Here is a 20,538-nt window from a genome sequence, read left to right on the forward strand (position 1 = left end):
CACCCCGGACCAGCTTCGCCGATCGCCCGTTGCTCGACATACGCCGACCGGCGTAAAAACCGCCGAGACTCTAACTGTAGCTGGATGAAAGTTCAGTGGCAGGTCAACGCGATCTCTTTTATCTTACCTCTGGTTGCCGTGTACGCAAAGAGCGGTGACGCATATGACGTCGGGCCACCAAGAGGGGTTCAATTCAACTTCTCAAACACGCCAGTCCATCCTGACTAGTTCTTTCCTCAGTTCCACAGAGCTCTCAGCACTTCGAAGACTTTCGATGTCGCATCCCGCACAGCCTCATCCGCTGCGCCGTTTCGGAGCACATTCTGGGCCGCTCCTGAACGGACCGTATCTTCCAGTATAGTGCTCCCGCCCTTCCAACTCACACTAAACCGCACAGAAAGCCGCCTCATGTGAATGGAGAATTTACCGCTCGTCGCACCCGTCAATTCATCGCTGATTGCACCGACATCGAGCGACACAACGATTGCGGCACCTACCCGGTCGTCAACAACATTGACACCATCGCTCTTCAGATTCTTAACAACTAACTCAGTTACTCCATGGTCCACGGCTCGATCACCGACATTCGAGACAGAAACAGGTATCTCTTTCCTCTTCTCGTTCCTATGCCATCTGACAATTAAATCGCGATCTATTATTGGATCGGCGGGCGGCAAGGGATGCGGGATTGGACTCTGAGGCGTTCCGCTTGAATTCGGCTGGCTGGGCGGCTTCGACTGTATAAGCTCGCAAACCCTGACACCATACATTGAGCGATTGGGGGAATCGCAAATTGTGCTTACGTCTGCGAGGATACCAAGCACCGGGGCAAGAATGCCAATGACAATGAAATAAATCGCACCCCGTTTTCGAGGCGTCGCCTCGTCTGAATACATGGATCTCCACCTCATTAGTCGGAAATAAATCAGTCAGAGGAAATTTCTCAGTTATCACTGATAGCAGCTAGGAAATAATTTCTGCACTTCTCCTACCATCAAGCTGAAGCCTTTGACGGATCGAGATCGGTGGAGGCGCGCTGGCGGACTTTATCTCGTTTCCAGAGCTGATTATATATCGCGACGAGTGAAAATTCTAGCGGCGACACCAGTTCGTACAGCGCGGAATTTGGTAGCATCGAACTGAGAGCATCGAACCACCTTTCCGGCGTGGACATAAAACACTACGCTAAACACTACGCTGCTGACACCATGCGCGCGGCAAACATGGGCCATCGCCACGCCCCTTTCTGCTCTCGCAGAACCGCAACGATCCGCAATTCCCTGAACTTTGATCGCTTCAATGCACGCCCTTTTAATCGGAGCGGCAGACCAATATGTCGTCGGCCCCCACCCCGTCTTGCCCCCCGCCGCTTCCCGCGCAAAGCGCTTGGAATGCGCGCAACGCAGCAGAGTTCGGTGGCCTCCGCCGCGACTGGCGGCGCCGGCGACAGACCGAATGCGGAGCCGCAACTTCTTCCCTGCCCCGGTTTCCCGCTCCATTGACCCGACAAGCGGGTGGTCTATCTTGAGCGCACCGCAATGAAATTCCTCCGGTGAGACGGAAGATGGCGAAGAGCGTGAAGGCGCTGATCAACCCGGCCATGCTGGCATGGGCGCGGGAGCAGGCCGGGCTCAGCCCGGACGAGGCCGCGCGCCGTCTCCACATCGATGAAGATCGCCTACTCGCGCTCGAAGCCGGCGACGAGACACTGACGTTCCCCAAGCTGCTGGACCTCGCCGACCTCTACAAACGGCCGGTCAGCCTGTTTTACCTCAAGGCGCCGCCGAAGGGTTGGCAACCGATTCAGGATTTCCGGCGTCTTCCGGGCATCAACGACGGCTTTTCTCCGCAACTGATCTACGCCATCCGGCTTGCCAGGGAACGGCGCGAGATCGCATTGACGGTTCGCGATCAGCTCGGCGAGAAGGTCCGGAATTTCGATCTCGAGGCCACGCTCGACTCCGATATCGAAAAGCTCGGCGAAACAATCCGCGACTATCTGGGCATCACCGAGACCGGGCAGCAGAAGTTTCGCCGCAAGGCGTTCGACGGCTGGCGGATCGCGATCGAGGCGAAGGACATTCTGGTCTTCGTCGTCCCCCGGCTCAAAATCCGCGAGATGCGCGGCACCGCGCTCGCCGAGCGGACGATGCCGGTGATCCTCATCAACGGGAAGGACCGCGGCAACGGCCGCGTCTTCACGCTGCTGCACGAGTTCTGCCATTTGGCGCTGCGCCAGAGCGGCGTCAGCAATATGGGTGGGGACCGCAACGACGCCCCTCACCCCGAGGTCGAGAAATTCTGCAACGCCGTGGCCGCGGCGGCGCTGATGCCGCGCGACTGGTTGCTCGGGGAACCGCTGGTCGCGCAAAAGGGCAGTCAGAACAGCTGGCGCGACGATGAACTGGAGGCGCTGGCGCTGCGCTTCGGCGTCAGCCAAGAAGCCGTGCTGCGCCGCCTGCTGACGCTCGGCCGCACAACGCAGGCGTTCTACGACAATAAACGGGCCGAATTCCAAAAGATCTACGCCCAACTCGACGAGCAGAAGGAAGCCGCCGAAGGCGGCCCGAAGTACCACCATGTGGTGCTGAGCCAGCTCGGCCGCACCTTCACACAGCTCATTTTCCAAGGCTATCACGATCGATATTTCACGCTGCGCGATGTCGCGGGTCTTTTGAACATGAAGGTTACCACCGTTCCTGTGATGGAAAAGGCGGCCTTTGGCATTGCAGGCTGAGCCGACATGGCTGCAAAAATCTATTGCATCGATACGAGCGCGCTGATTGCGGCCTGGTACGAGCGCTACAAGCCCAACCGCTTTCCGAAGCTGTGGGAGCAGCTCGACCAGCTCATTACCAGCGGTCGCCTGGTTTCCTCGACGCTGGTCCTGCGCGAATGCAGCAAGCGGTCCGAAGAATTGCACGGCTGGCTGAAGCCGCGCGAAGCCATGTTCGTCATGCCTGACGAAGCCGTGCAGTCGCAGGTCGACCATATCGTCAACACGTACACCGGCCTGGTCTCCGCAGGGAAAGAGAAATTCCAGGCCGACCCGTTCGTGATCGCCCTGGCCAAGGTCCTAGGCTACACAGTCATAACCGAAGAAACGGGCATCGGCAGCCTCGGCAAGATTCCCGGTGTCTGCAGCGCCATGAAGATCGATTGTATCAACCTGATGCAGTTGATCGACGAAGAGGACTGGGTGCTCGGATAGCTTCCTTGCACGCTTGCAGATTTGAACAAGTTGGCGGTGCCGATGAACCCACCGTTCGACCAGTTGTTCCCCGCTTGACTCCCCGCCGCTTCCCGCGCAAAGCGCTGGCATGAGCGCAGCGCAGCAGACTCCCGCGCCTCCCACCGCGACCGGCGCCGCCGCGTTGCGGGCGCTGCTCGCGCGCCCGGTGCCTGTGGTGATGGGCATTCTCAACGTCACCCCCGATTCCTTCTCCGACGGCGGCGACTTTCTCGGCCCGGAGCGGGCGCGGGCGCATGCGGCGCGGATGATCGCGGACGGCGCCGACATCATCGACATCGGCGCCGAGAGCACCCGCCCCTACGGGTCGACGCCGGTCTCGGCCGACGAGGAGCGGCGGCGGCTGGCGCCGGTGCTGGCGGCGGTCGCGGCGCTCGGCGCGCCGGTGTCGATCGACAGCATGAAGGCCGAGGTGGTGGCCTGGGCGCTCTACCATGGCGCCGCGATCGCCAACGACGTCTGGGGACTGCAGCGCGATCCGGAGATGGCGGGCGTGATTGCTGCGCGCCGCGCCCCGGTGATCGCGATGCACAACCGCGACGACGCCGATCCGGCGATCGATATCGTGGCCGACATCAATGCGTTCTTCGAACGCTCGCTGACGATCGCCACCAAGGCCGGCATTGCCGAGGAGCTGGTGGTGCTCGACCCCGGCGTCGGCTTCGGCAAGACGCCGCAGCAGAGCATGATCACACTGGCGCGGCTGCGCGAGTTCGCAGCGTTCGGCAGGCCTCTGCTGGTCGGCGCATCGCGCAAGCGTTTCATCAGTACGGTGGTGCCGAGCGATCCCAAGCAGCGGCTTGGCGGTTCGCTCGCCGCGCATCTGATCGCCGTCGAAAACGGCGCCAGGATCATCCGCGCGCACGACGTCGCCGCAACATCCCAGGCATTGAAAGTCGCCCACGCCATCAGGGACAGCCGATGAACGACACCATCTTTATTACCGGACTCGTGCTGCACGCCCGCCACGGCGTGATGGATCACGAGACCGAGGTCGGCCAGCGCTTCGTGATCGATCTCGAACTTACCGCCGATCTGACCGAATCCTCGCGCACCGATCGGCTGTCCGACACGGTGTCGTATTCCAACGTTGTGGCTTGTACCACCGCGGCGTTCAAGGACGCCAACTACCGGCTGCTGGAGCGTGCTGCCGGTGCGGTTGCCGACGCGATCCTTGCGAGTTTCGACAAGATTACCGCCGTGAAGGTCACGGTGCACAAGCCGCACGCGCCGATCCCCGCGATCTTCGACGACGTCGGCGTGATCATCACCCGCAGGCGGAGCTGAGATGCCGCGCGCCCTGATCGCGCTCGGCGGCAATGTCGGCGACGTGCGCGCCACGTTCGACAAGGCGATCGCCAACATCTGCGGCATGACCCAGGCCGAACTGATCGCACGCTCGCCGGACTACGCGACGCCGCCATGGGGCGACGAACAGCAGGACCGCTTCGTCAATGCCTGCATCGAGATCGAATGCCGGCTCGATCCATTGTCGCTGCTGCAAGTGCTGCACAAGATCGAGAAGCGCTTCGGCCGCGATCGGGCCAACGAGCGACGCTGGGGGCCGAGGACGCTCGATCTCGATCTGATCGCTTACGACGACGCAATGATCGACCGGCCCGATCTGACGCTGCCGCATCCTCGGCTGTTCGAGCGTGCCTTCGTGCTGGTGCCGCTGCTCGACATCGTGCCGGATCAGGTGATCGGAGGACGTTCGCTGAGAGAGGCCCTCGCCGGCCTGTCCACCGCCGGTATCGAGCGGCTGCCGGAGCGCGACTGAACCGCCGCTTCTGGGAATATCCCGCAACACGGTCCGCCGCAGTGCACAGGACCCAATCTCGTCCTTATTGCCTCAAACAACTGTTTGGCATCGCCGCCCGCCCGTGGCATTTTCCGGCCAAATCACGTTCCGGTATTCTGGGAGTTCGATTTCACCGATGTCTTCTGCAAAGCAAGAGCTGCGGCTCGCCGCCGATTTCGCCCCGGCCGGCTATGACGATTGGCGCAAGCTGGTCGACGGCGTGCTGAAGGGCGGGCCGTTCGAGAAGCTGATCAGCAAGAGCGCCGACGGCATCCAGATCGATCCGATCTATGTGCGGGCGCGCGATGCCGCGCCGATTGCCGGCCGCGCTCCCGCAGCACCGTGGCAGATCATGCAGCGGGTCGACCACCCGGAGCCGAAGCAGGCCAACAAGCAAGCTCTGCAGGACCTCGAGAACGGCGCAACCGGCCTGACCCTGGCTTTCGCAGGCAGCGTTGGCGCGCGCGGCTTCGGTCTGCCGGCCACCCAGGAGGCGATCGCGCAAGCGCTGGAGGGCGTCCACCTCGACGCCGGCATCGCGATCGAACTGCAGTTCCCGCCGCAGTCCTGTGACGTGGTTCGTCATCTCGTCGATCTGATCAAGAACCGCGGCACCGACCCGGCCGCCTGCGACATCCGCTTCGGCATCGATCCGCTCGGCGCGCGCGCCGTGCAGGGATCGAGCGCCACCGAGTGGAGCGAGATCGCCAAGGGCCTCGGCGACGTCGCCGCCGGCCTTGCTGGCGCCGGCTTCAAGGGGCCGTTCCTGGTCGCCGACGGCCGCGTGATCCACGATGCCGGCGGCTCCGAGGCGCAGGAGCTGGCTTACGTTCTCGGCTGCAGTCTCGCCTATCTGCGGGCGTTGGAAGCGGCCGGCGTTTCGCTCGAGGCCGCCCGCGGCATGATCTACGCGCGGCTCTCCGCGGATGCCGATCAGTTCTTGACGCTGTCCAAGTTCCGCGCGCTGCGCCTCTTATGGGCGCGGGTCGAACAGGCCAGCGATCTGGCGCCCAAGCCGCTGGTCGTCGCAGCCGAAACCGCATGGCGGATGCTCACCCAGCGAGATCCTTATGTGAATATGCTGCGCGCCACGATGGCGACGTTCGCCGCCGCGCTCGGCGGTGCGAACTCGGTGCAGGTGCTGCCGCACACGCTGGCGCTCGGCCTGCCCGACGCCTTCGCGCGCCGCGTGGCCCGCAACACACAGCTGATCCTGCTGGAAGAGTCCAACCTCGACAAGGTTGCCGACCCAGCCGCTGGCGCCGGCGGCATTGAGGCGCTGACCAAGGAGCTGTGCGACGCCGCCTGGACCCAGTTCCAGGAGATCGAGCGCGCCGGCGGGGCGTTCGCCGCGCTGCAGGCCGGCCTGATCCAGCCGAAAGTAGCCGCGAGCCGCGCCGCCCGCGACAAGGCGATCGCCAAGCGGCGCGACGTCCTGACCGGCGCCTCGGAGTTCCCGAACCTGCACGAGGCGCAGGCCAAGGTGCTCGACGCCAAGCCGACCGCGGTGCCCCCCGCTGGCGACGCCAAGATCAGCTTTGCTGCGCTGACGCCGATCCGTGTTGCGACGCCGTTCGAGACCCTGCGCGACAAGTCCGACGCGGTGCTCGCCGCCAAGGCGTCGCGGCCCAAGGTGTTCCTCGCCAACCTCGGCACGCCGGCCGACTTCACCGCGCGCGCCACTTTCGCCAAGAGCTTCTTCGAGACCGGCGGCATCGAGGCGATCGACAGCGAAGGCTTCACCGATGCAGCCGCGCTCACCGAGGCCTTCAAGGCGTCCGGCGCGGCGTTCGCCTGCCTGTGCTCATCCGACAAAGCCTATCCGACCTATGCGGCCCCGGCCGCCCAGGCGCTCGCCGCCGCAGGCGCCCAGCGGATCTACCTGGCCGGCCGCCCCGGCGAGCAGGAAACCGCTTTGCGCGAAGCCGGCGTGCAGGAGTTCGTGTTCGCCGGCGGCGACGCGCTGGCGACGCTGAGCGACGCCTGGAAGAGCATCGAAGCGGCATGACCGGGACCGGCAAAGCAGTGCTCTCCGGCGGCTGCCAGTGCGGCGCGATCCGCTACGCGCTGTCGGCGCCTCCGCTGCGCACGGCTTTGTGCCACTGCCGGATGTGCCAGAAGGCGACCGGCGGTCCGTTCGCGTCAATGGCCGAGATTGCCAAGGACAGCTTCACCTGGACCCGCGGCGAGCCCGCGTCGTTCCGCTCCTCCTCGGTCGCCGAGCGCGACTTCTGCAAGGACTGCGGAACGCCGCTGGGCTATCGGCTGCTCGCCTGCGACAGCATCGAGATCATGACCGGAACCTTCGACCGGCCGGATCGCGTGGTTCCGACCCTGCAGTACGGCACCGAAGCCCGGCTCGGCTGGACCGGCACGATCGCGAACCTGCCGAGCAAGACCACGTTGCAGAACTATGGGCCCGACAGGCTGGCACAGGTGTTCAGCTATCAGCAGCCGGACCACGATTAACCCGACGAAATGACGAGAAACGACAGCCGTGCTACGATGGGCTGTAGTGAGATCAGATAAAAATGAGCAAGATTCCGAACTTCGCCGAGATCGCGTTCCAGCCCACCGCCGCCCCTGCCCCCGCGGGCGAGGCCCAGCCGTGGCTGACGCCCGAAGGCATTCTGGTCAAGCCGGGCTACTCCGAGGCGGATGTCGCCGGCATCGATTTCCTCGACACCTGGCCGGGCGTCGCGCCGTTCCTGCGCGGCCCCTACCCGACCATGTACGTCAACCAGCCGTGGACGATCCGGCAATATGCCGGCTTCTCGACCGCTGAAGACTCCAACGCGTTCTATCGCCGCAACCTCGCCGCCGGTCAGAAGGGCCTGTCGGTGGCGTTCGACCTTGCCACCCACCGCGGCTACGACAGCGACCATCCGCGCGTCGCCGGCGACGTCGGCATGGCCGGCGTGGCGATCGACTCGATCTACGACATGCGCACGCTGTTCGCCGGTATCCCGCTCGACCAGATGAGCGTGTCGATGACCATGAACGGCGCGGTGCTGCCGATCCTGGCGCTGTACGTCGCCGCCGCCGAGGAACAGGGCGTCTCCCCGGAGAAGCTGTCGGGCACCATTCAGAACGACATTCTGAAAGAGTTCATGGTGCGCAACACCTACATCTATCCGCCGGTGCCCTCGATGCGGATCATCTCCGACATCTTCGCGTACACCTCGCAGAAGATGCCGAAGTTCAACTCGATCTCGATCTCCGGCTATCACATGCAGGAAGCCGGCGCGACGCAGGACCTCGAGCTCGCCTATACGCTCGCCGACGGCGTCGAATACGTGCGCGCCGGCATCGCAGCGGGCCTCGACGTCGACAAGTTCGCGCCGCGGCTGTCGTTCTTCTGGGCGATCGGCATGAACTTCTTCATGGAAGTCGCCAAGATGCGCGCCGCGCGCCTGCTGTGGGCCAAGCTGCTGACGCAGTTCGACCCGAAGCAGCAGAAGTCGCTGAGCCTGCGCACGCACTGCCAGACTTCCGGCTGGTCGCTGACCGCGCAGGACGTGTTCAACAACGTGATGCGTACCACCATCGAGGCGATGGCGGCGACTCAGGGCCACACCCAGTCGCTGCACACCAACGCGCTCGACGAAGCGCTCGCGCTGCCGACCGACTTCTCCGCCAGAATCGCGCGCAACACCCAGCTGTTCCTGCAGCAGGAGAGCGGCACCACAAGGATCATCGATCCGTGGGGCGGTTCGTACTACGTCGAGCGGCTGACTCACGACATCGCGGTGAAGGCCTGGGCCCACATCCAGGAAGTCGAAGCGCTCGGCGGCATGGCCAAGGCGATCGAGGCCGGCGTGCCGAAGCTGCGCATCGAGGAAGCCGCCGCCAAGACTCAGGCGCGGATCGACACCGGTCGGCAGTCGGTGATCGGCGTCAACAAGTACAAGCCGACCGACGAGACCCCGATCGACGTGCTCAAGGTCGACAACTCGACCGTGCGCCGCCTGCAAATCGACAAGCTCGCCCGGCTGAAGAAGGAGCGCGTGCAGGCCGACGTCGACGCCGCGCTGGCGGCGCTGACCCGCTCGGCCTCGGAAGGCAACGGCAATTTGCTGGCGCTGGCGATCGACGCGGCGCGCAAGAAGGCCACCGTCGGCGAAATCTCCGACGCGCTGGAGACGGTGTATGGCCGGCATCGCGCCGAGATCAAGTCGATCACCGGCGTCTACAAGCGGGAGGTCGCATCGATGGCGGACCGGATGGAGAAGGTGCAGGCGCTGATCGACGCGTTCGAGGACGCCGAGGGCCGTCGCCCGCGCATCCTCGTCGCCAAGATCGGCCAGGACGGTCACGACCGCGGCCAGAAGGTGATCGCCTCGGCGTTCGCCGACATCGGCTTCGACGTCGACATCGGACCGCTGTTCGCCACCGCTGATGAGGCGGCACGGCAGGCGGTGGAGAACGACGTCCACATTCTCGGCGTGTCGTCTCTGGCCGCCGCCCATCTGACCGCGGTGCCGGAACTCAAGGCCGCGCTGAAGAAGCAGGGCCGCGAGGACATCATGATCATCATCGGCGGCGTGGTCCCGCCGCAGGACTACGACGCGCTCTATAAGTCCGGCGCCGAAGCGATCTTCCCGCCCGGCACGGTGATCGCCGACGCCGCCGAGGAGCTGATCCACAAGCTGAACGCCCGCCTCGGCCATTCCAGCCAGGCGGCGGAGTAGCTGCGGGAGCTGCCGCGATGTGGTAGGATGACGGCATGACCGCCGTCATCGACATGCCGCTGGATACCATCCTCGCCCGGCTGCGGGAGCAGACGGATGCCTTGCGCGCGGGGGGAGTCGAGAAGCTATTTGTGTTCGGCTCGCGCGCCCGCGGTGATGCCGGACCAGACAGCGATATCGACCTTCTGGTAGAGGTCGCACCGGAAGCTCGCTTCTCGCTGCTCGACCTCATCGGCGTCGAGCATGTCGTCGCCGACGCGACCGGCCTCCGGGCTCAGGCGACCATGCGCCGGTCGATCCAGCCGGCTTTTGCGGAACGGATCGCACAAGACCTCGTCGAGGTGTTTTAACGTGCCTCCAACGATTTCCGATCGGCTGGGTCATATCGAGACAGAGCTCCGGAATATTCGCGATGTCCTGAGCGATAAGGAATTCGCCGACTTCGAGTCTGATCGGTTGGTACTGGCGGCTGTCGAGAGGTTTCTGGAGCGAATTAGCGAAGCTTCGAGACACATCCCCAATGAATTGAAGGCGAGTGAGCCCTCAATCAATTGGCGCCGATTGGCCGACCTCGGCAACTGGCTTCCGCATGCCTATCACGCGACAGACGCCCGACTATTGTGGGAAATGATCCAACGTGATCTCGAGCCACTTCGGCAGTTCCTCTCTCGCGCACGCAAGGAGTCCGACGGTTGAGCTATTCGAACCTGTTCCGCATCTTGCTGGTTCTAGCCAGCGTCTGCGCCCTCTCCCCTGCCCTCGCCGAGCCGCCGAAACCGAAGCCTGACGTCGCCGTGAAGACCAAAGCGATCGACGGCACGGTGACGCTCGATGCGGCGATCAAGGCCGATGCCAAGCTCGCCGAGAACTGCCTTGCCGAGGGCAAGAAGTGGATCGCCGAACGGCGCACCGAGGCCGAGCCGGAATACAAGAGCGATCCGGAGCTATTCCGCAACGGCCCGTGGACCTACGAGCGAAGCTATCAGCAGGACTCGCTGGTCGCGGACCGCTACGTCTCGATTCTGCGCACCGACTACAGCTACACCGGCGGCGCCCACCCCAACACCGACATCGATACTATTCTATGGGACAAGCAGCTCGGCAAGCGCATCAGCATCCGTCCATTTTTCACCGACCTGTCCGACGGCAGTCCGGCGATGCGGGCGATGGTCAAGGGCGTGATCGCAGCCCTGAGAGCGGAGAAAAAGGCGCGCGGCACCGAGGACGACGGCGAGGACTACGTCAAGAGCATCGAACCGAAACTGCTGAAGATCGGCCCGGTGACGTTGGCGTCCTCGACCGAAACCGGCAAGAGTTCCGGCCTGACGTTTCACTACGCTCCCTACGCCGTCGGCGCCTATGCCGAGGGCAGCTACGAAGCGTTCGTGCCGTGGACCCCGCTGAAGCCGTATCTGTCGGCGGAAGGCAGCGCGATCTTCGGCGGCGACCGGCCGAAGCAGGATCGCAAGGCCGAGTAAGCTCGAGGGGACGACACTGGACGTTTAGAATGCGCAGTCTGCATCGCACGCGATTGCCAGCATATTTGCCCCTCCCGGCGCCGAACAACGAACGCCGCTTCTGCGCAAAGTCTGCTTCATTCGCTGACGATTTCCATTCGCTGTGCCAGCCCGGCGCAGCGAATGGAAAGCTGTCAGCAATGTTGCGGAGTGGACGACATGACCAAGCCAGCCGGCAATTACGACGCCGTATTATCGGCCAATAAGGACTACGCGAAGGACTTTGGCGACAAGGCCAATCTGGCGCTGCCACCAGCACGGCACTTCGCGATTTTGACCTGCATGGATGCCCGGCTCGATCCTGCCAAATATGCCGGCCTCGCCGAAGGCGACGCGCACGTCATCCGCAACGCCGGTGGCCGCGCCTCTGACGACGCGATCCGGTCGCTGGTGATCTCCCACAAGCTGCTCGGCACCCAGGAATGGTTCGTGATTCATCATAGCGATTGCGGGATGCAGTTGTTCACGGGTGAAGTGATCGCCGACCTGCTCGAAGACAATCTGGAGACCGCGAGCTTCGACGGCCACCATTGGAGCAATCCGAAGCACGGCGGTGGCTCGGTCGCCGGTCATTTCGTGCACTGGCACACGTTCCAGGACAACGCCAAGAGCGTCACCGAAGACGTCGCGCGGATCCGCAGCCATCCGCTGGTGCCGAAGCACATCCCGATCTACGGTTTCATCTACGATGTGAAGACCGGCCGGCTCGACGAGGTCGCCGAAGCCAGCGCCGCCGGCAAACCTGTCGCCTGAGGCGTCATCAACAGGGAGATCCGCGCGCAGCCGTTCCCCCCGCCGGACTCCCCTCGCCGCTGGCGCCCAATCGTTGTAAACGGGCGCCATGACTCTAGCCCGACGCACCGGCGACATTGCCAATCTCGCCAGCGAGGTCCGCAGCGGACATCGCGCCGCGCTGGCGCGCGCCATCACCCTGATCGAGAGCCGCCGCGCCGACCACCAGGCCTCCGCACGCGCGCTGGTGCAGGAGCTTTTGCCCGATACCGGCCGCGCCATCCGGGTCGGAATCACCGGCTCGCCCGGCGTAGGCAAGTCGACCACGATCGACGCGCTCGGGATCTATCTGATCGCGCAGGGGCACAAGGTCGCGGTGCTAGCGGTCGATCCGTCCTCGGCGCGCACCGGCGGCTCGATCCTCGGCGACAAGACCCGGATGGCACGGCTGTCGGCCGAACCGGATGCCTTCATCCGCCCCTCGCCGTCCTCCGGCACGCTCGGCGGCGTCGCCGCCAAGACCCGCGAGGCGATGCTGCTGTGCGAGGCTGCCGGCTTCGACGTCGTGCTGGTCGAGACCGTCGGCATCGGCCAATCCGAGACCGCTGTCTGCGACATGACCGATTTCTTCCTGGCCTTGATGCTGCCGGGCGCCGGTGACGAGCTGCAGGGCATCAAGAAGGGCCTGGTCGAGCTCGCCGACATGATCGCCATCAACAAGGCCGACGGCGACAACATCGCCCGCGCCAATCTCGCTGCCGGCGAGTACCGCGCGGCGCTGCACATCCTTACCCCGCGCTCGATGCACTGGCAGCCGCCGGTGATCACCTACTCGGCAGCGACCGGCAACGGCATCGCGGAGCTGTGGCAGTCGGTGCTCGATCATCGCACCGCGACGACGCCGTCCGGCGAGTTCGACGCGCGGCGGCGCGAGCAGCAGGTCAAATGGATGTGGACACTGCTGGAAGATCGCTGGAAGGCGAAGCTGCGCAGCGATCCTTCGATCCGCGCCAAGGTGAAATCCACCGAGGCTGCCGTCGCCGAAGGCTCGATCACGCCGACGCTCGGCGCCGATCGGGTCGCGGAGCTGATCGGATGAGCGGCCTGCGCATCCTGATCACCGGCTTCGGGCCGTTTCCCGGTGCGCCCTTCAATCCTACTCCCGCCTTGGTCGATCGCCTCGTCAAATTGCGCCGGCCGGCGTTCGACGATGTGGCTCGTCTCGGACATGTCTCCAACGTCAGCTACCGCGCGGTCGACCGCGACCTGCCTGCGTTGCTGGCGCAGCATCGTCCCGACGCGCTGCTGATGTTCGGGCTCGCCGCCTCGACCCGTCACGTCCGAATCGAGACCCGCGCCCGCAATGCCATCACCACATTGTGGCCCGACGCCGAGCAGGTGACGCTGCGCCACGGCCAGATCACGCCGGGTGACGACGCGCGCAGCTTTGGCCCACATGGCGCGCGGCTGGCGCGGGCGGCGCAGTCCACTGGGATCGACGCGCGCCTGTCGCGCGACGCCGGGCGCTATCTCTGCAACTATTTGTGCTGGCGGGCGATCGAAGCGACGCAGGCGCCGGGCGGCCCGCACCTCGCCGCCTTCGTCCACGTGCCGCTGATCGGCCGCGACGGCACGGCGTGGCCGGGAAGCCTTATCACCGCCGAGCATCTGGTCGATGCCGGCGAAGCGATGCTGTTCGAGCTGGTGCGGCTGACCCGCCAGGCCCGACGCGTTCGGACCACCTGACACTGCTCGACCGCGAAGAAACCCGCTGTGCTGCCGGGCGTTATCTCCCCCCGGGGAGGAAACCATGCCTTATGCGCTGTTTTGCGACGATGCCAAGGTCAGCAAGAGCTATCCGAGCCAAGCGGATGTCTGGCAGCACGCGAGCGACAGCGGCTTGGTGATCGAAGCGATCACCGGGGCCGAGGATGACGTGCCGCGCCGCGTGCTCGATAAAGGCTACGAGATCCGCGCCTGTGCGCCGGAACCGGGCGAAGACCCGGAGCGCAACGAGCGCGAGGCACAGGCGGCACGCGACGACCAGCCCGTCCCAAACGTACAGCCCGAGCCGGAGGGCGCGTCGGGTTAACCCTACGATCAAACATCCCGCCGCTCTCCTCTCCGCCGCACCGCGGCGGGCCCGATTTTGCGTTAGCTGTTGGGATCAGGATCTCCGCCTAACAGAGCACGCGCGCCATGGCTTTGCACCGACGCGACTTCCTCGGCACTGTGGCGACCGCCGGCGCGCTCGCGCTGGCCGCCTCGCCGCTCGCCGCCGCCCCCGCCTCGCGCCGCGGCCGCGAGGCGGCGCTGTCCGGCGTCCGCCCCGATAGCTCGGATGACCAGACCACAGCGCTCCAGCGCGCGATCGATGATGCTGCCGGCCGCCGCGTGCCGCTGGCGCTGCCGTCGGGCACCTATCGCACCGGGACCTTGCGGTTGCCGTCAGGCGCCCAGCTCTCGGGGGTTCGCGGCGCGACTAGGCTGCTCTTTACCGGCGGACCGTCGCTGTTCGACAGCCAGGGCGCGGAGAACGCGACGCTGTCCGGCCTCGTGCTCGACGGCGCCGGCATTGCGCTGCCGAGCCGGCGCGGACTGGTGCACTGCATCGCCGCGCGGGATTTGCGAATCCAGGATTGCGCGATCACCGCCAGCGGCGGCTCCGGCATCTGGCTCGAAGCAACGTCCGGCGCAATCAGCAACAACACGCTGACCAAGATCGCGGTCACTGGCGTGGTCTCGTTCGACGCCAAGGGCCTACGCGTCGACCACAACACCATCATCGATACCAACGACAACGGCATCGAGATTCTGCGTACCACGCTCGGCGACGACGGCACGCTCGTCACCGGCAACCGGATCGAGAACATCAAGGCCGGCCCCGGCGGCTCGGGCCAGTACGGCAACGCCATCAACGCGTTTCGCGCCGGCAACGTGGTGATCAGCGGCAACCGCATCAAGGATTGCGATTACTCCGCGGTGCGCGGCAATTCGGCCTCGAACATCCAGATCACCGGCAACAGCGTGTCCGACGTGCGCGAGGTGGCGCTGTATTCGGAGTTCGCGTTCGAAGGCGCGGTGATCGCCAACAACACCGTGGACGGCGCCGCGCTTGGCGTCTCCGTCTGCAACTTCAACGAGGGCGGCCGGCTCAGCACCGTGCAGGGCAACGTCATCCGCAATTTGAAACCGAAGCGACCGATCGGCACCGCACCTGACGACGACGCCGGCATCGGCATCTATGTCGAAGCCGATACCGCTGTAACAGGCAACGTGATCGAGAATGCCCCCTCGTTCGGCATCGTCGCCGGCTGGGGCAGATATCTGCGCGACGTCGCGATCACCGGCAACGTCGTGCGCAAGACCTTCATCGGCATCGGCGTCTCGGTGATGGACGGTGCCGGCACCGCCACGATCACCGGCAACGTCATCGCCGAAGCCCCGCGCGGCGCAGTGGTCGGTCTCGATCACGCGAAGCCCGTAACTCCGGATCTGACGCTCCCCAACGCCACGAAATTTGCGCAAGTTGCGCTCGGGATCAATCAAGTCCGGTAAGCTATGCCGTCACGACCGACCGTCTCGCGAGGGAAACGACCTCGCTGGGTGTCGGCGGATTGGGCGGGTGATAGCTGAGGCAGATCGGCGTGCGCACCTTGGCGGGTTTGCCGGATCCTTCCGTGGCGAAGTAGAACTCACCTGCCTTGAGTTTGCCGATGTCGTCCGCGCGCCCACCGCTGGCGGCAATGATATCCTGGGCTGCCGCAATGGTCGCCGGCGCGCTCTGCTTGCCGATGAACTGCGTAGTGCAATTCGACACGATCTGGTTGTGGATGCCACGCGGCACCTGGGTCGCCACGACCATCCCGAGTCCATATTTGCGCGCCTGAGCAACCAGCTTGATGCCGCTGCCGAGACTGAGCGCGGGTCTTTGCGACGGCAAGAACGTTTGCGCCTCATCGACCACATAGAGCAGTCCGGTCTTGGAAGGATTCCGCTTGATCCAGCCGAACAGCGCCATCTGCAGCCGGTTGACGAAGTCCCCGCGGGCGGCCTCGGTCGCCAACCCCGACAGATTGATCACCGACAGCCTGACGCGCGCTGCATCACTCCCAAAGAACAGCACCTTCGGATCGAGGACCGGTCCATCGGCACGAAGTAGCGGATTGGTCGCGACGGCGGCGTGAAGCTGATCGGCCATTCCGGATGCGAGTTTCGTGGCATTACCAATCGGACTCAAATCCTCAGGCAGGTCGGTGAGCAACTCGATGAAGCGGTCCAGATCACCTCCGCCCCCGCTGGCAAAGTGCCGTAGTGCCTCTGTCAAAACGCCTCTCTGCAAAGCGTTCTTTGCCCCGGCCAGCGGCCCCAGCGTTTCGGCCGCCATGTCGATCGCCTGCTGGCGCTCATCCTTGTCGGCACCGAGGCTCGCGAAGTCAGGCATCACCGACAGGAACAGCGGATTTCCGCCGTGCACCCCCGGCGTCCACACGACGACCTCGACGTTGCTCGCATAACGATGGGCCTTCTCGTCGTCCTCCGCATTGAACGTCTCTGGACGCACCGGCCACAAATCGCCGAGCCGCGACAGATCGTTGTTCGGATCGACGACGATAGCAGGAATCCCCGCAAGGGCCGCCTCCTCCACGATCCGGCGCAGCAGCACGGTCTTGCCCGACCCCGAGCCGGCAATGATCGCGGTGTGACGCGGCAACAGCTTGAGCGGGACACTCACCGGTCCTTCGCTCACACCAATACGACGACCGACCGGGATTGAGTCCGGCCTTGTTTGAGGCACCACCTCAGTGGCGTGAGCAGTCGATGGCGAAGGCGTCGTCGAAGCGGGTGCTTCCGCGGCGACAGATTGCGGCGACATCGGTGTCGGTGATCGCAGCTCCGGCGTAGACGGCCCGGCATCGGGCGCATTCGCGCCACCGGTCGTCGTCGGCATCGCCGGAGGCGGACTGAGCCCAGCCGCTCGGAAGAATTGCGTGGCGAGCATAGGCTTCTCGGTCCGTAACCAGGTGTCGAATTCAGCGGTTCGACCATCGGCCGCGGCATCCCGGCTCATCTGGCGTAACGCCACGAAGACCCTGAGATCAGCATCCCCCGGATCGACAACGATGCCCCCAGACTTTTCGAACAACTCGAAGAGCTGCTTGGTCTTGGCCCCACCCGGAATCGGACTACGCCGCACCAGAACGAGATGACGATCGGCAATCTTGGCATTGATGCCGGAGGCGGTCAGAGCAGCGCGGAGCCGCGCCTGAAACGAGATTGCGTGCGTGTGTTCGAGCGCACGGAAGCAGAAGTGTCGCTCGCGGTCGTTTTGGTCGTGGTACGTGAATGTCAATCGCCCGTGCAGCGGCGGCACACGTTGTGCCGGATCCCCGCGGCTTTCCAAATCTACGACCTCGTTGGGCTCGAATTCGCGCGCGTAAAGGTCGAATACTTCACGCAGCAGACCGGCCAGCTTGCCGTCATCGTCCGCGACGATCAGATCGTCGATCTCCGCGGCCGCCGACAGTTGCCGGAGCTCCTGAGCAAACCCGTCGAGCGCCGGAGCCGGGTTGGGAGTGGTCACGTCGTCGGCCAAGCGGTCGCACTCGGTCACCTTGCCGGCTTCAATGCAGCGACGACGGTACGCATCGCAGCGCATCAAGATGGTCCGCGGAGTCGCAATCACGCCCGCCGCACCTGTGATTGCTGTCTCGCTGAACGGCCAGCTCTCATAGGGCGGTGTGAAGTTGAGGGACGTGTAGGCCGGCGCGAGCCGGCTGACGATCAGGCTGCGAACGTCCGCGGGATCTTTGATCTCGCGCAGATTCAACGGTTCGCGAAATCGCTGACTGAAGGGGATCAAGCCCCTTGTCTGAAGTACCTGCCAGGAATTGATCAGACAGGTCACGACCGTCATGCTGCGATGTCCGACGTCGTAGAGCTCGAGCAATCCAGCCGCCAGAGCTTCTCCCAAGCCCTGGTTTGGGGCGTCGTCATCAAGATGAGCGGTAACGATGCTCGGGTTGACGACTCCGTCGATCTGGTCGATCGCCACCATGGTCGGCCCGGCCAGACTCATGATCCAGGACATGCCTCTCACGAGATCGACGGGCTGGGGCGGCGGCTTCAGAAAGCCGAGAGCCGCGCGCGCCTGTTCGTCGGCATCGTAGCCTTGCAGCCAGGCGTGGGCGAGGCCAGCGCTGTTGATGTCGTTGGATCGCAGCAGGCACATCGCGCGAAACACGTCCTGGTGCCGCAAAGTGTTCTGTACGTCGTGCCTCATCAGGCCTTTCACCAGCACGTCCACGATCTTGCGCGCCTCGATGTTCGGGATGTTGAAGGCGGTCTCCACCTCCTTCTCGACCTTGAAGCGCCGAGCGACGCCAGCCAGCACCGCTTCGAGTTGACGGCGTCCGTCGGACATCGGCTGCAGTAACGACGTGACGTAGCTCAATGCGGCATTTCGCCAAAAATCGGTCAGGCCCAACACTTCGAGCAGCACGAACCACCCGCCATCCTCCCAAACCCGACGGCGTAGCTGGCTGACAAAATGAGTTTTTCCGATCCCGGCATGTCCCGTCAGCGGGATTCCCGGCGCGCGCGATCTCGGTCCAAGCGTTTCGCGGAGAAACTCCTGGGAAACGTGGTCGATGATATCGGCGTTCGGCCCGGCATCCCCAGCCGCGCTTTCGTCGAACCAGATGCTGTCCAACGAGCGAACCCAGTTGAAATCGACGACACGAAGCGCCTGCAGATCTACATTCATGACTGAAACCAAATGAAGTGATACGGGTCGCCGCCGGAGCTGAACGCGGCTTCGGCCTCGTCGGGTGAAATGCTCTTAGGGTCGTCGTTTCGGCCGAATCCGGCGTTCGTCTCGGTCTTGTGAATTCTCATCAGTGCGGCATCTACTGTGGCACGATCGAGATCGGCTAATTGCTCACGGAGGTGCCCCAGGGGCACGGACACACCTCTCCGTCCATTCGTAATTATCAGATACGCTTGCTCGATTCGTTCTCGCAATTGCTCGTGCGACGGCGCACCGGGCCGGTCGCGGGCTTCGGTCTTCTCGCTCTTGGGCTTTCTCAACGCGGGAGACTTCTTCTTGCGCTTAGCCTCCTTTGCGGGTGGCCACTCGGGCGCAGGACCGATGAACTCCGCGAGCGTGACGCCGCTGCTCTCGAAATACTGCTTCAGTATCCCCAGCCATTGTTGCAGCACACGATAGTTCTTCGGTAACTCGTCACCGAGGTGTTCACCTGCCCAATTCCACCCTTTGTCTTCCAGCTTCAGTCCGAGCGCGCGGCCGACCTTGGCGCTCGATATCAATCCGTTAGCGACCAGCGCCTCCCGGTCCTTCTTGTCGACTTCGGGACGGATTTCAGCCTGTAACGCCTGGCCGTTGCGGCCCAGCAGGCACCACACGATCAACGTCTGTTTCGGAGTCATACGCTGTACCGACTGTTGAGGGTTGATTTTCGATATCGAACGACGGCGCGGATCTTTTCAATGGCGGCTTGCAGATCGGTCGCGACCTGTTGGTTGGTGATGCGAAGAACCAGATAGCCGGCAACCAAGAGTTCGTAGTCGCGGTGTCGATCGTTGGCGAAGTTCGGATCACTCTGGTGCTCGGGACCGTCAAGTTCGACGACGACGCGCCCGTCCCGCCACAGCAAATCGACGCGGGGGGTGCCATAGCCGTCGATTGCAACACTTTGGTTACACATGAACAGCGAGGCGAGTTCACCGTCTCGGAGCAGCGCTGCCTCAACGCGCTGCTCGATCAGACTCAAGTGGTGCGCGCGACCGCTTGGGGCGATGAAGCGGGTTTGCAACGGCTCGACCGCCGACACAACCTCGAGGGCTCCATACAGAAGGCGGTCGAACGGGGCGAGCGCAAGCGGTTTGCTGGGAAATATAGCGACTACCGACGCCCCATGGCTTGCACACCACTCCAAGACCTGGATCACCGGCGCAGCGCGGACGGCGTCGAGTGGATCGATTGCTGCCAACAATAAAAGGTCGGGCGGATCGATCGCCTGCATCAATTGCTTGAATTCGATCGATCTCGCGGCCCGGCGAAGACGCGGGCGATGCCCGTGCGCCGCTCGCCTGGAAGCTGCGCGAAACCAGGCCGCCGCGATCGTCGGGCGATCGGCAGTCGCGATCTCGGTCCCGTCCGTCCTGGAGCAATCCATCCCATACCAGCGCGGCCAACACGCCAGGGCAAGATCCGCAAGATCATCGACAAGATGACTTAGGATCGCGTCCGTGCTGCCTGCCTCAGGCAGGACCAATGCTGAGCGCTCGGCCTGAATGGTGGTTAGGCTTCGTCGTATCTCGTTGATACCGATCCCGACGACAGTCAGCCGCTCCCCCGGCCGCAGCCGGACGATTCGGTTTCCCAAAGCTTCGACGCTGATCGACGCCGAGGGACGCGATTGCAGCCAAGGTTTCATGCAACCGCAAAAATGGCAAACTCTGCGATGCAGCGCAACCGTACTTCCGAGCGAACTCGCTCGCCTTAAAGCCGCAGCCTCTGGAGGT

General features: G+C 64.1%; 20 protein-coding genes. 16 read left to right on the forward strand and 4 right to left on the reverse strand.

All coding sequences use genetic code 11. The features are described 5' to 3' along the window. Positions 1 to 236: 236 nt before the first annotated feature. Complete coding sequence (locus M9H71_RS16615; protein WP_455406066.1) at positions 237 to 896, reverse strand: hypothetical protein; 660 nt, start codon at positions 894 to 896, stop codon at positions 237 to 239. Between the two features lie 668 nt (positions 897 to 1,564). On the opposite strand from M9H71_RS16615, the gene M9H71_RS16620 reads away from it, so the two are divergent. From M9H71_RS16620 to M9H71_RS16695, 16 genes are all read left to right on the forward strand, one after another. Then, on the forward strand, positions 1,565 to 2,737 hold the full coding sequence (locus M9H71_RS16620) for an XRE family transcriptional regulator (RefSeq protein WP_455406067.1): 1,173 nt from the start codon (positions 1,565 to 1,567) through the stop codon (positions 2,735 to 2,737). A 6-nt stretch (positions 2,738 to 2,743) separates the two neighbouring features. Then, entirely contained in the window at positions 2,744 to 3,211 is a 468-nt protein-coding gene (locus M9H71_RS16625) for a DUF4411 family protein (RefSeq protein ID WP_455406068.1), read from the forward strand. A gap of 109 nt (positions 3,212 to 3,320) precedes the next feature. Continuing rightward, complete coding sequence (gene folP, locus M9H71_RS16630) at positions 3,321 to 4,175, forward strand: dihydropteroate synthase (protein WP_455406069.1); 855 nt, start codon at positions 3,321 to 3,323, stop codon at positions 4,173 to 4,175. Beyond that, positions 4,172 to 4,537, forward strand: a complete 366-nt coding sequence (gene folB, locus M9H71_RS16635; RefSeq protein WP_455406070.1) for a dihydroneopterin aldolase — start codon at positions 4,172 to 4,174, stop codon at positions 4,535 to 4,537. The genes folP and folB overlap by 4 nt, the downstream gene beginning before the upstream one ends. A gap of 1 nt (position 4,538) precedes the next feature. Next, entirely contained in the window at positions 4,539 to 5,030 is a 492-nt protein-coding gene (gene folK / locus M9H71_RS16640) for a 2-amino-4-hydroxy-6-hydroxymethyldihydropteridine diphosphokinase (RefSeq protein WP_455406071.1), read from the forward strand. 157 nt (positions 5,031 to 5,187) lie between these two features. Next, positions 5,188 to 7,059, forward strand: a complete 1,872-nt coding sequence (locus tag M9H71_RS16645; RefSeq protein WP_455406072.1) for a methylmalonyl-CoA mutase family protein — start codon at positions 5,188 to 5,190, stop codon at positions 7,057 to 7,059. Continuing rightward, complete coding sequence (locus tag M9H71_RS16650; protein WP_455406073.1) at positions 7,056 to 7,520, forward strand: GFA family protein; 465 nt, start codon at positions 7,056 to 7,058, stop codon at positions 7,518 to 7,520. Before M9H71_RS16645 ends, M9H71_RS16650 begins: the two co-directional genes overlap by 4 nt. 62 nt (positions 7,521 to 7,582) lie before the next feature. Further along, positions 7,583 to 9,742, forward strand: coding sequence for a methylmalonyl-CoA mutase (scpA, locus tag M9H71_RS16655; protein WP_455406074.1), 2,160 nt, complete (start codon positions 7,583 to 7,585; stop codon positions 9,740 to 9,742). A 35-nt stretch (positions 9,743 to 9,777) separates the two neighbouring features. Beyond that, a complete protein-coding gene (locus tag M9H71_RS16660; RefSeq protein ID WP_455406075.1) occupies positions 9,778 to 10,092 on the forward strand; it encodes a nucleotidyltransferase family protein in 315 nt (104 codons plus the stop codon). Further along, positions 9,986 to 10,438, forward strand: a complete 453-nt coding sequence (locus M9H71_RS16665; protein WP_455406076.1) for a HepT-like ribonuclease domain-containing protein — start codon at positions 9,986 to 9,988, stop codon at positions 10,436 to 10,438. The genes M9H71_RS16660 and M9H71_RS16665 overlap by 107 nt, the downstream gene beginning before the upstream one ends. Next, a complete protein-coding gene (locus M9H71_RS16670) occupies positions 10,435 to 11,220 on the forward strand; it encodes a PdaC/SigV domain-containing protein (RefSeq protein ID WP_455406077.1) in 786 nt (261 codons plus the stop codon). Before M9H71_RS16665 ends, M9H71_RS16670 begins: the two co-directional genes overlap by 4 nt. Positions 11,221 to 11,418: 198 nt before the next feature. Beyond that, positions 11,419 to 12,012 (forward strand): beta-class carbonic anhydrase, encoded by a 594-nt coding sequence (locus M9H71_RS16675; RefSeq protein ID WP_455406078.1) that lies wholly within the window; start codon positions 11,419 to 11,421, stop codon positions 12,010 to 12,012. 88 nt (positions 12,013 to 12,100) lie between these two features. Beyond that, a complete protein-coding gene (gene meaB / locus M9H71_RS16680) occupies positions 12,101 to 13,090 on the forward strand; it encodes a methylmalonyl Co-A mutase-associated GTPase MeaB (protein WP_455406079.1) in 990 nt (329 codons plus the stop codon). Next, on the forward strand, positions 13,087 to 13,737 hold the full coding sequence (locus M9H71_RS16685; RefSeq protein WP_455406080.1) for a pyroglutamyl-peptidase I family protein: 651 nt from the start codon (positions 13,087 to 13,089) through the stop codon (positions 13,735 to 13,737). Before meaB ends, M9H71_RS16685 begins: the two co-directional genes overlap by 4 nt. Positions 13,738 to 13,801: 64 nt before the next feature. Next, the gene (locus M9H71_RS16690) at positions 13,802 to 14,083 is read left to right on the forward strand and encodes a hypothetical protein (RefSeq protein WP_455406081.1); all 282 of its coding nucleotides are present in this window, start codon (positions 13,802 to 13,804) and stop codon (positions 14,081 to 14,083) included. Between the two features lie 107 nt (positions 14,084 to 14,190). Then, on the forward strand, positions 14,191 to 15,549 hold the full coding sequence (locus tag M9H71_RS16695; protein ID WP_455406082.1) for a TIGR03808 family TAT-translocated repetitive protein: 1,359 nt from the start codon (positions 14,191 to 14,193) through the stop codon (positions 15,547 to 15,549). Position 15,550: 1 nt separating this feature from the next. Here M9H71_RS16695 and M9H71_RS16700 read toward each other — a convergent pair whose 3' ends face one another. Genes M9H71_RS16700 through M9H71_RS16710 form a run of 3 tightly spaced genes read right to left on the reverse strand, consistent with a single transcriptional unit; the run spans position 15,551 to position 20,450 of the window. Further along, complete coding sequence (locus M9H71_RS16700; protein WP_455406083.1) at positions 15,551 to 18,757, reverse strand: helicase HerA domain-containing protein; 3,207 nt, start codon at positions 18,755 to 18,757, stop codon at positions 15,551 to 15,553. Further along, positions 18,754 to 19,440: a hypothetical protein gene (locus tag M9H71_RS16705; RefSeq protein WP_415218559.1), complete on the reverse strand. Its 687-nt coding sequence runs from the start codon at positions 19,438 to 19,440 to the stop codon at positions 18,754 to 18,756. The genes M9H71_RS16700 and M9H71_RS16705 overlap by 4 nt, the downstream gene beginning before the upstream one ends. Further along, a complete protein-coding gene (locus M9H71_RS16710) occupies positions 19,437 to 20,450 on the reverse strand; it encodes an endonuclease domain-containing protein (protein ID WP_455406084.1) in 1,014 nt (337 codons plus the stop codon). Before M9H71_RS16710 ends, M9H71_RS16705 begins: the two co-directional genes overlap by 4 nt. Positions 20,451 to 20,538: the final 88 nt, after the last annotated feature.

Source organism: Rhodopseudomonas parapalustris (genome assembly GCF_053772255.1).

Bases quoted from the DNA above. Each gene is read 5' to 3' on its own strand.
- M9H71_RS16695 (WP_455406082.1), top strand. From the start codon at position 14,191: ATGGCTTTGCACCGACGCGACTTCCTCGGCACTGTGGCGACCGCCGGC.
- M9H71_RS16685 (WP_455406080.1), top strand. From the start codon at position 13,087: ATGAGCGGCCTGCGCATCCTGATCACCGGCTTCGGGCCGTTTCCCGGT.
- scpA (WP_455406074.1), top strand. From the start codon at position 7,583: ATGAGCAAGATTCCGAACTTCGCCGAGATCGCGTTCCAGCCCACCGCC.
- folB (WP_455406070.1), top strand. From the start codon at position 4,172: ATGAACGACACCATCTTTATTACCGGACTCGTGCTGCACGCCCGCCAC.
- M9H71_RS16645 (WP_455406072.1), top strand. From the start codon at position 5,188: ATGTCTTCTGCAAAGCAAGAGCTGCGGCTCGCCGCCGATTTCGCCCCG.
- M9H71_RS16710 (WP_455406084.1), bottom strand. From the start codon at position 20,450: ATGAAACCTTGGCTGCAATCGCGTCCCTCGGCGTCGATCAGCGTCGAA.
- M9H71_RS16660 (WP_455406075.1), top strand. From the start codon at position 9,778: ATGACCGCCGTCATCGACATGCCGCTGGATACCATCCTCGCCCGGCTG.
- M9H71_RS16650 (WP_455406073.1), top strand. From the start codon at position 7,056: ATGACCGGGACCGGCAAAGCAGTGCTCTCCGGCGGCTGCCAGTGCGGC.
- M9H71_RS16675 (WP_455406078.1), top strand. From the start codon at position 11,419: ATGACCAAGCCAGCCGGCAATTACGACGCCGTATTATCGGCCAATAAG.
- folK (WP_455406071.1), top strand. From the start codon at position 4,539: ATGCCGCGCGCCCTGATCGCGCTCGGCGGCAATGTCGGCGACGTGCGC.
- M9H71_RS16690 (WP_455406081.1), top strand. From the start codon at position 13,802: ATGCCTTATGCGCTGTTTTGCGACGATGCCAAGGTCAGCAAGAGCTAT.
- M9H71_RS16665 (WP_455406076.1), top strand. From the start codon at position 9,986: ATGTCGTCGCCGACGCGACCGGCCTCCGGGCTCAGGCGACCATGCGCC.
- M9H71_RS16705 (WP_415218559.1), bottom strand. From the start codon at position 19,440: ATGACTCCGAAACAGACGTTGATCGTGTGGTGCCTGCTGGGCCGCAAC.
- M9H71_RS16615 (WP_455406066.1), bottom strand. From the start codon at position 896: ATGTATTCAGACGAGGCGACGCCTCGAAAACGGGGTGCGATTTATTTC.
- folP (WP_455406069.1), top strand. From the start codon at position 3,321: ATGAGCGCAGCGCAGCAGACTCCCGCGCCTCCCACCGCGACCGGCGCC.
- M9H71_RS16700 (WP_455406083.1), bottom strand. From the start codon at position 18,757: ATGAATGTAGATCTGCAGGCGCTTCGTGTCGTCGATTTCAACTGGGTT.
- M9H71_RS16620 (WP_455406067.1), top strand. From the start codon at position 1,565: ATGGCGAAGAGCGTGAAGGCGCTGATCAACCCGGCCATGCTGGCATGG.
- M9H71_RS16625 (WP_455406068.1), top strand. From the start codon at position 2,744: ATGGCTGCAAAAATCTATTGCATCGATACGAGCGCGCTGATTGCGGCC.
- meaB (WP_455406079.1), top strand. From the start codon at position 12,101: ATGACTCTAGCCCGACGCACCGGCGACATTGCCAATCTCGCCAGCGAG.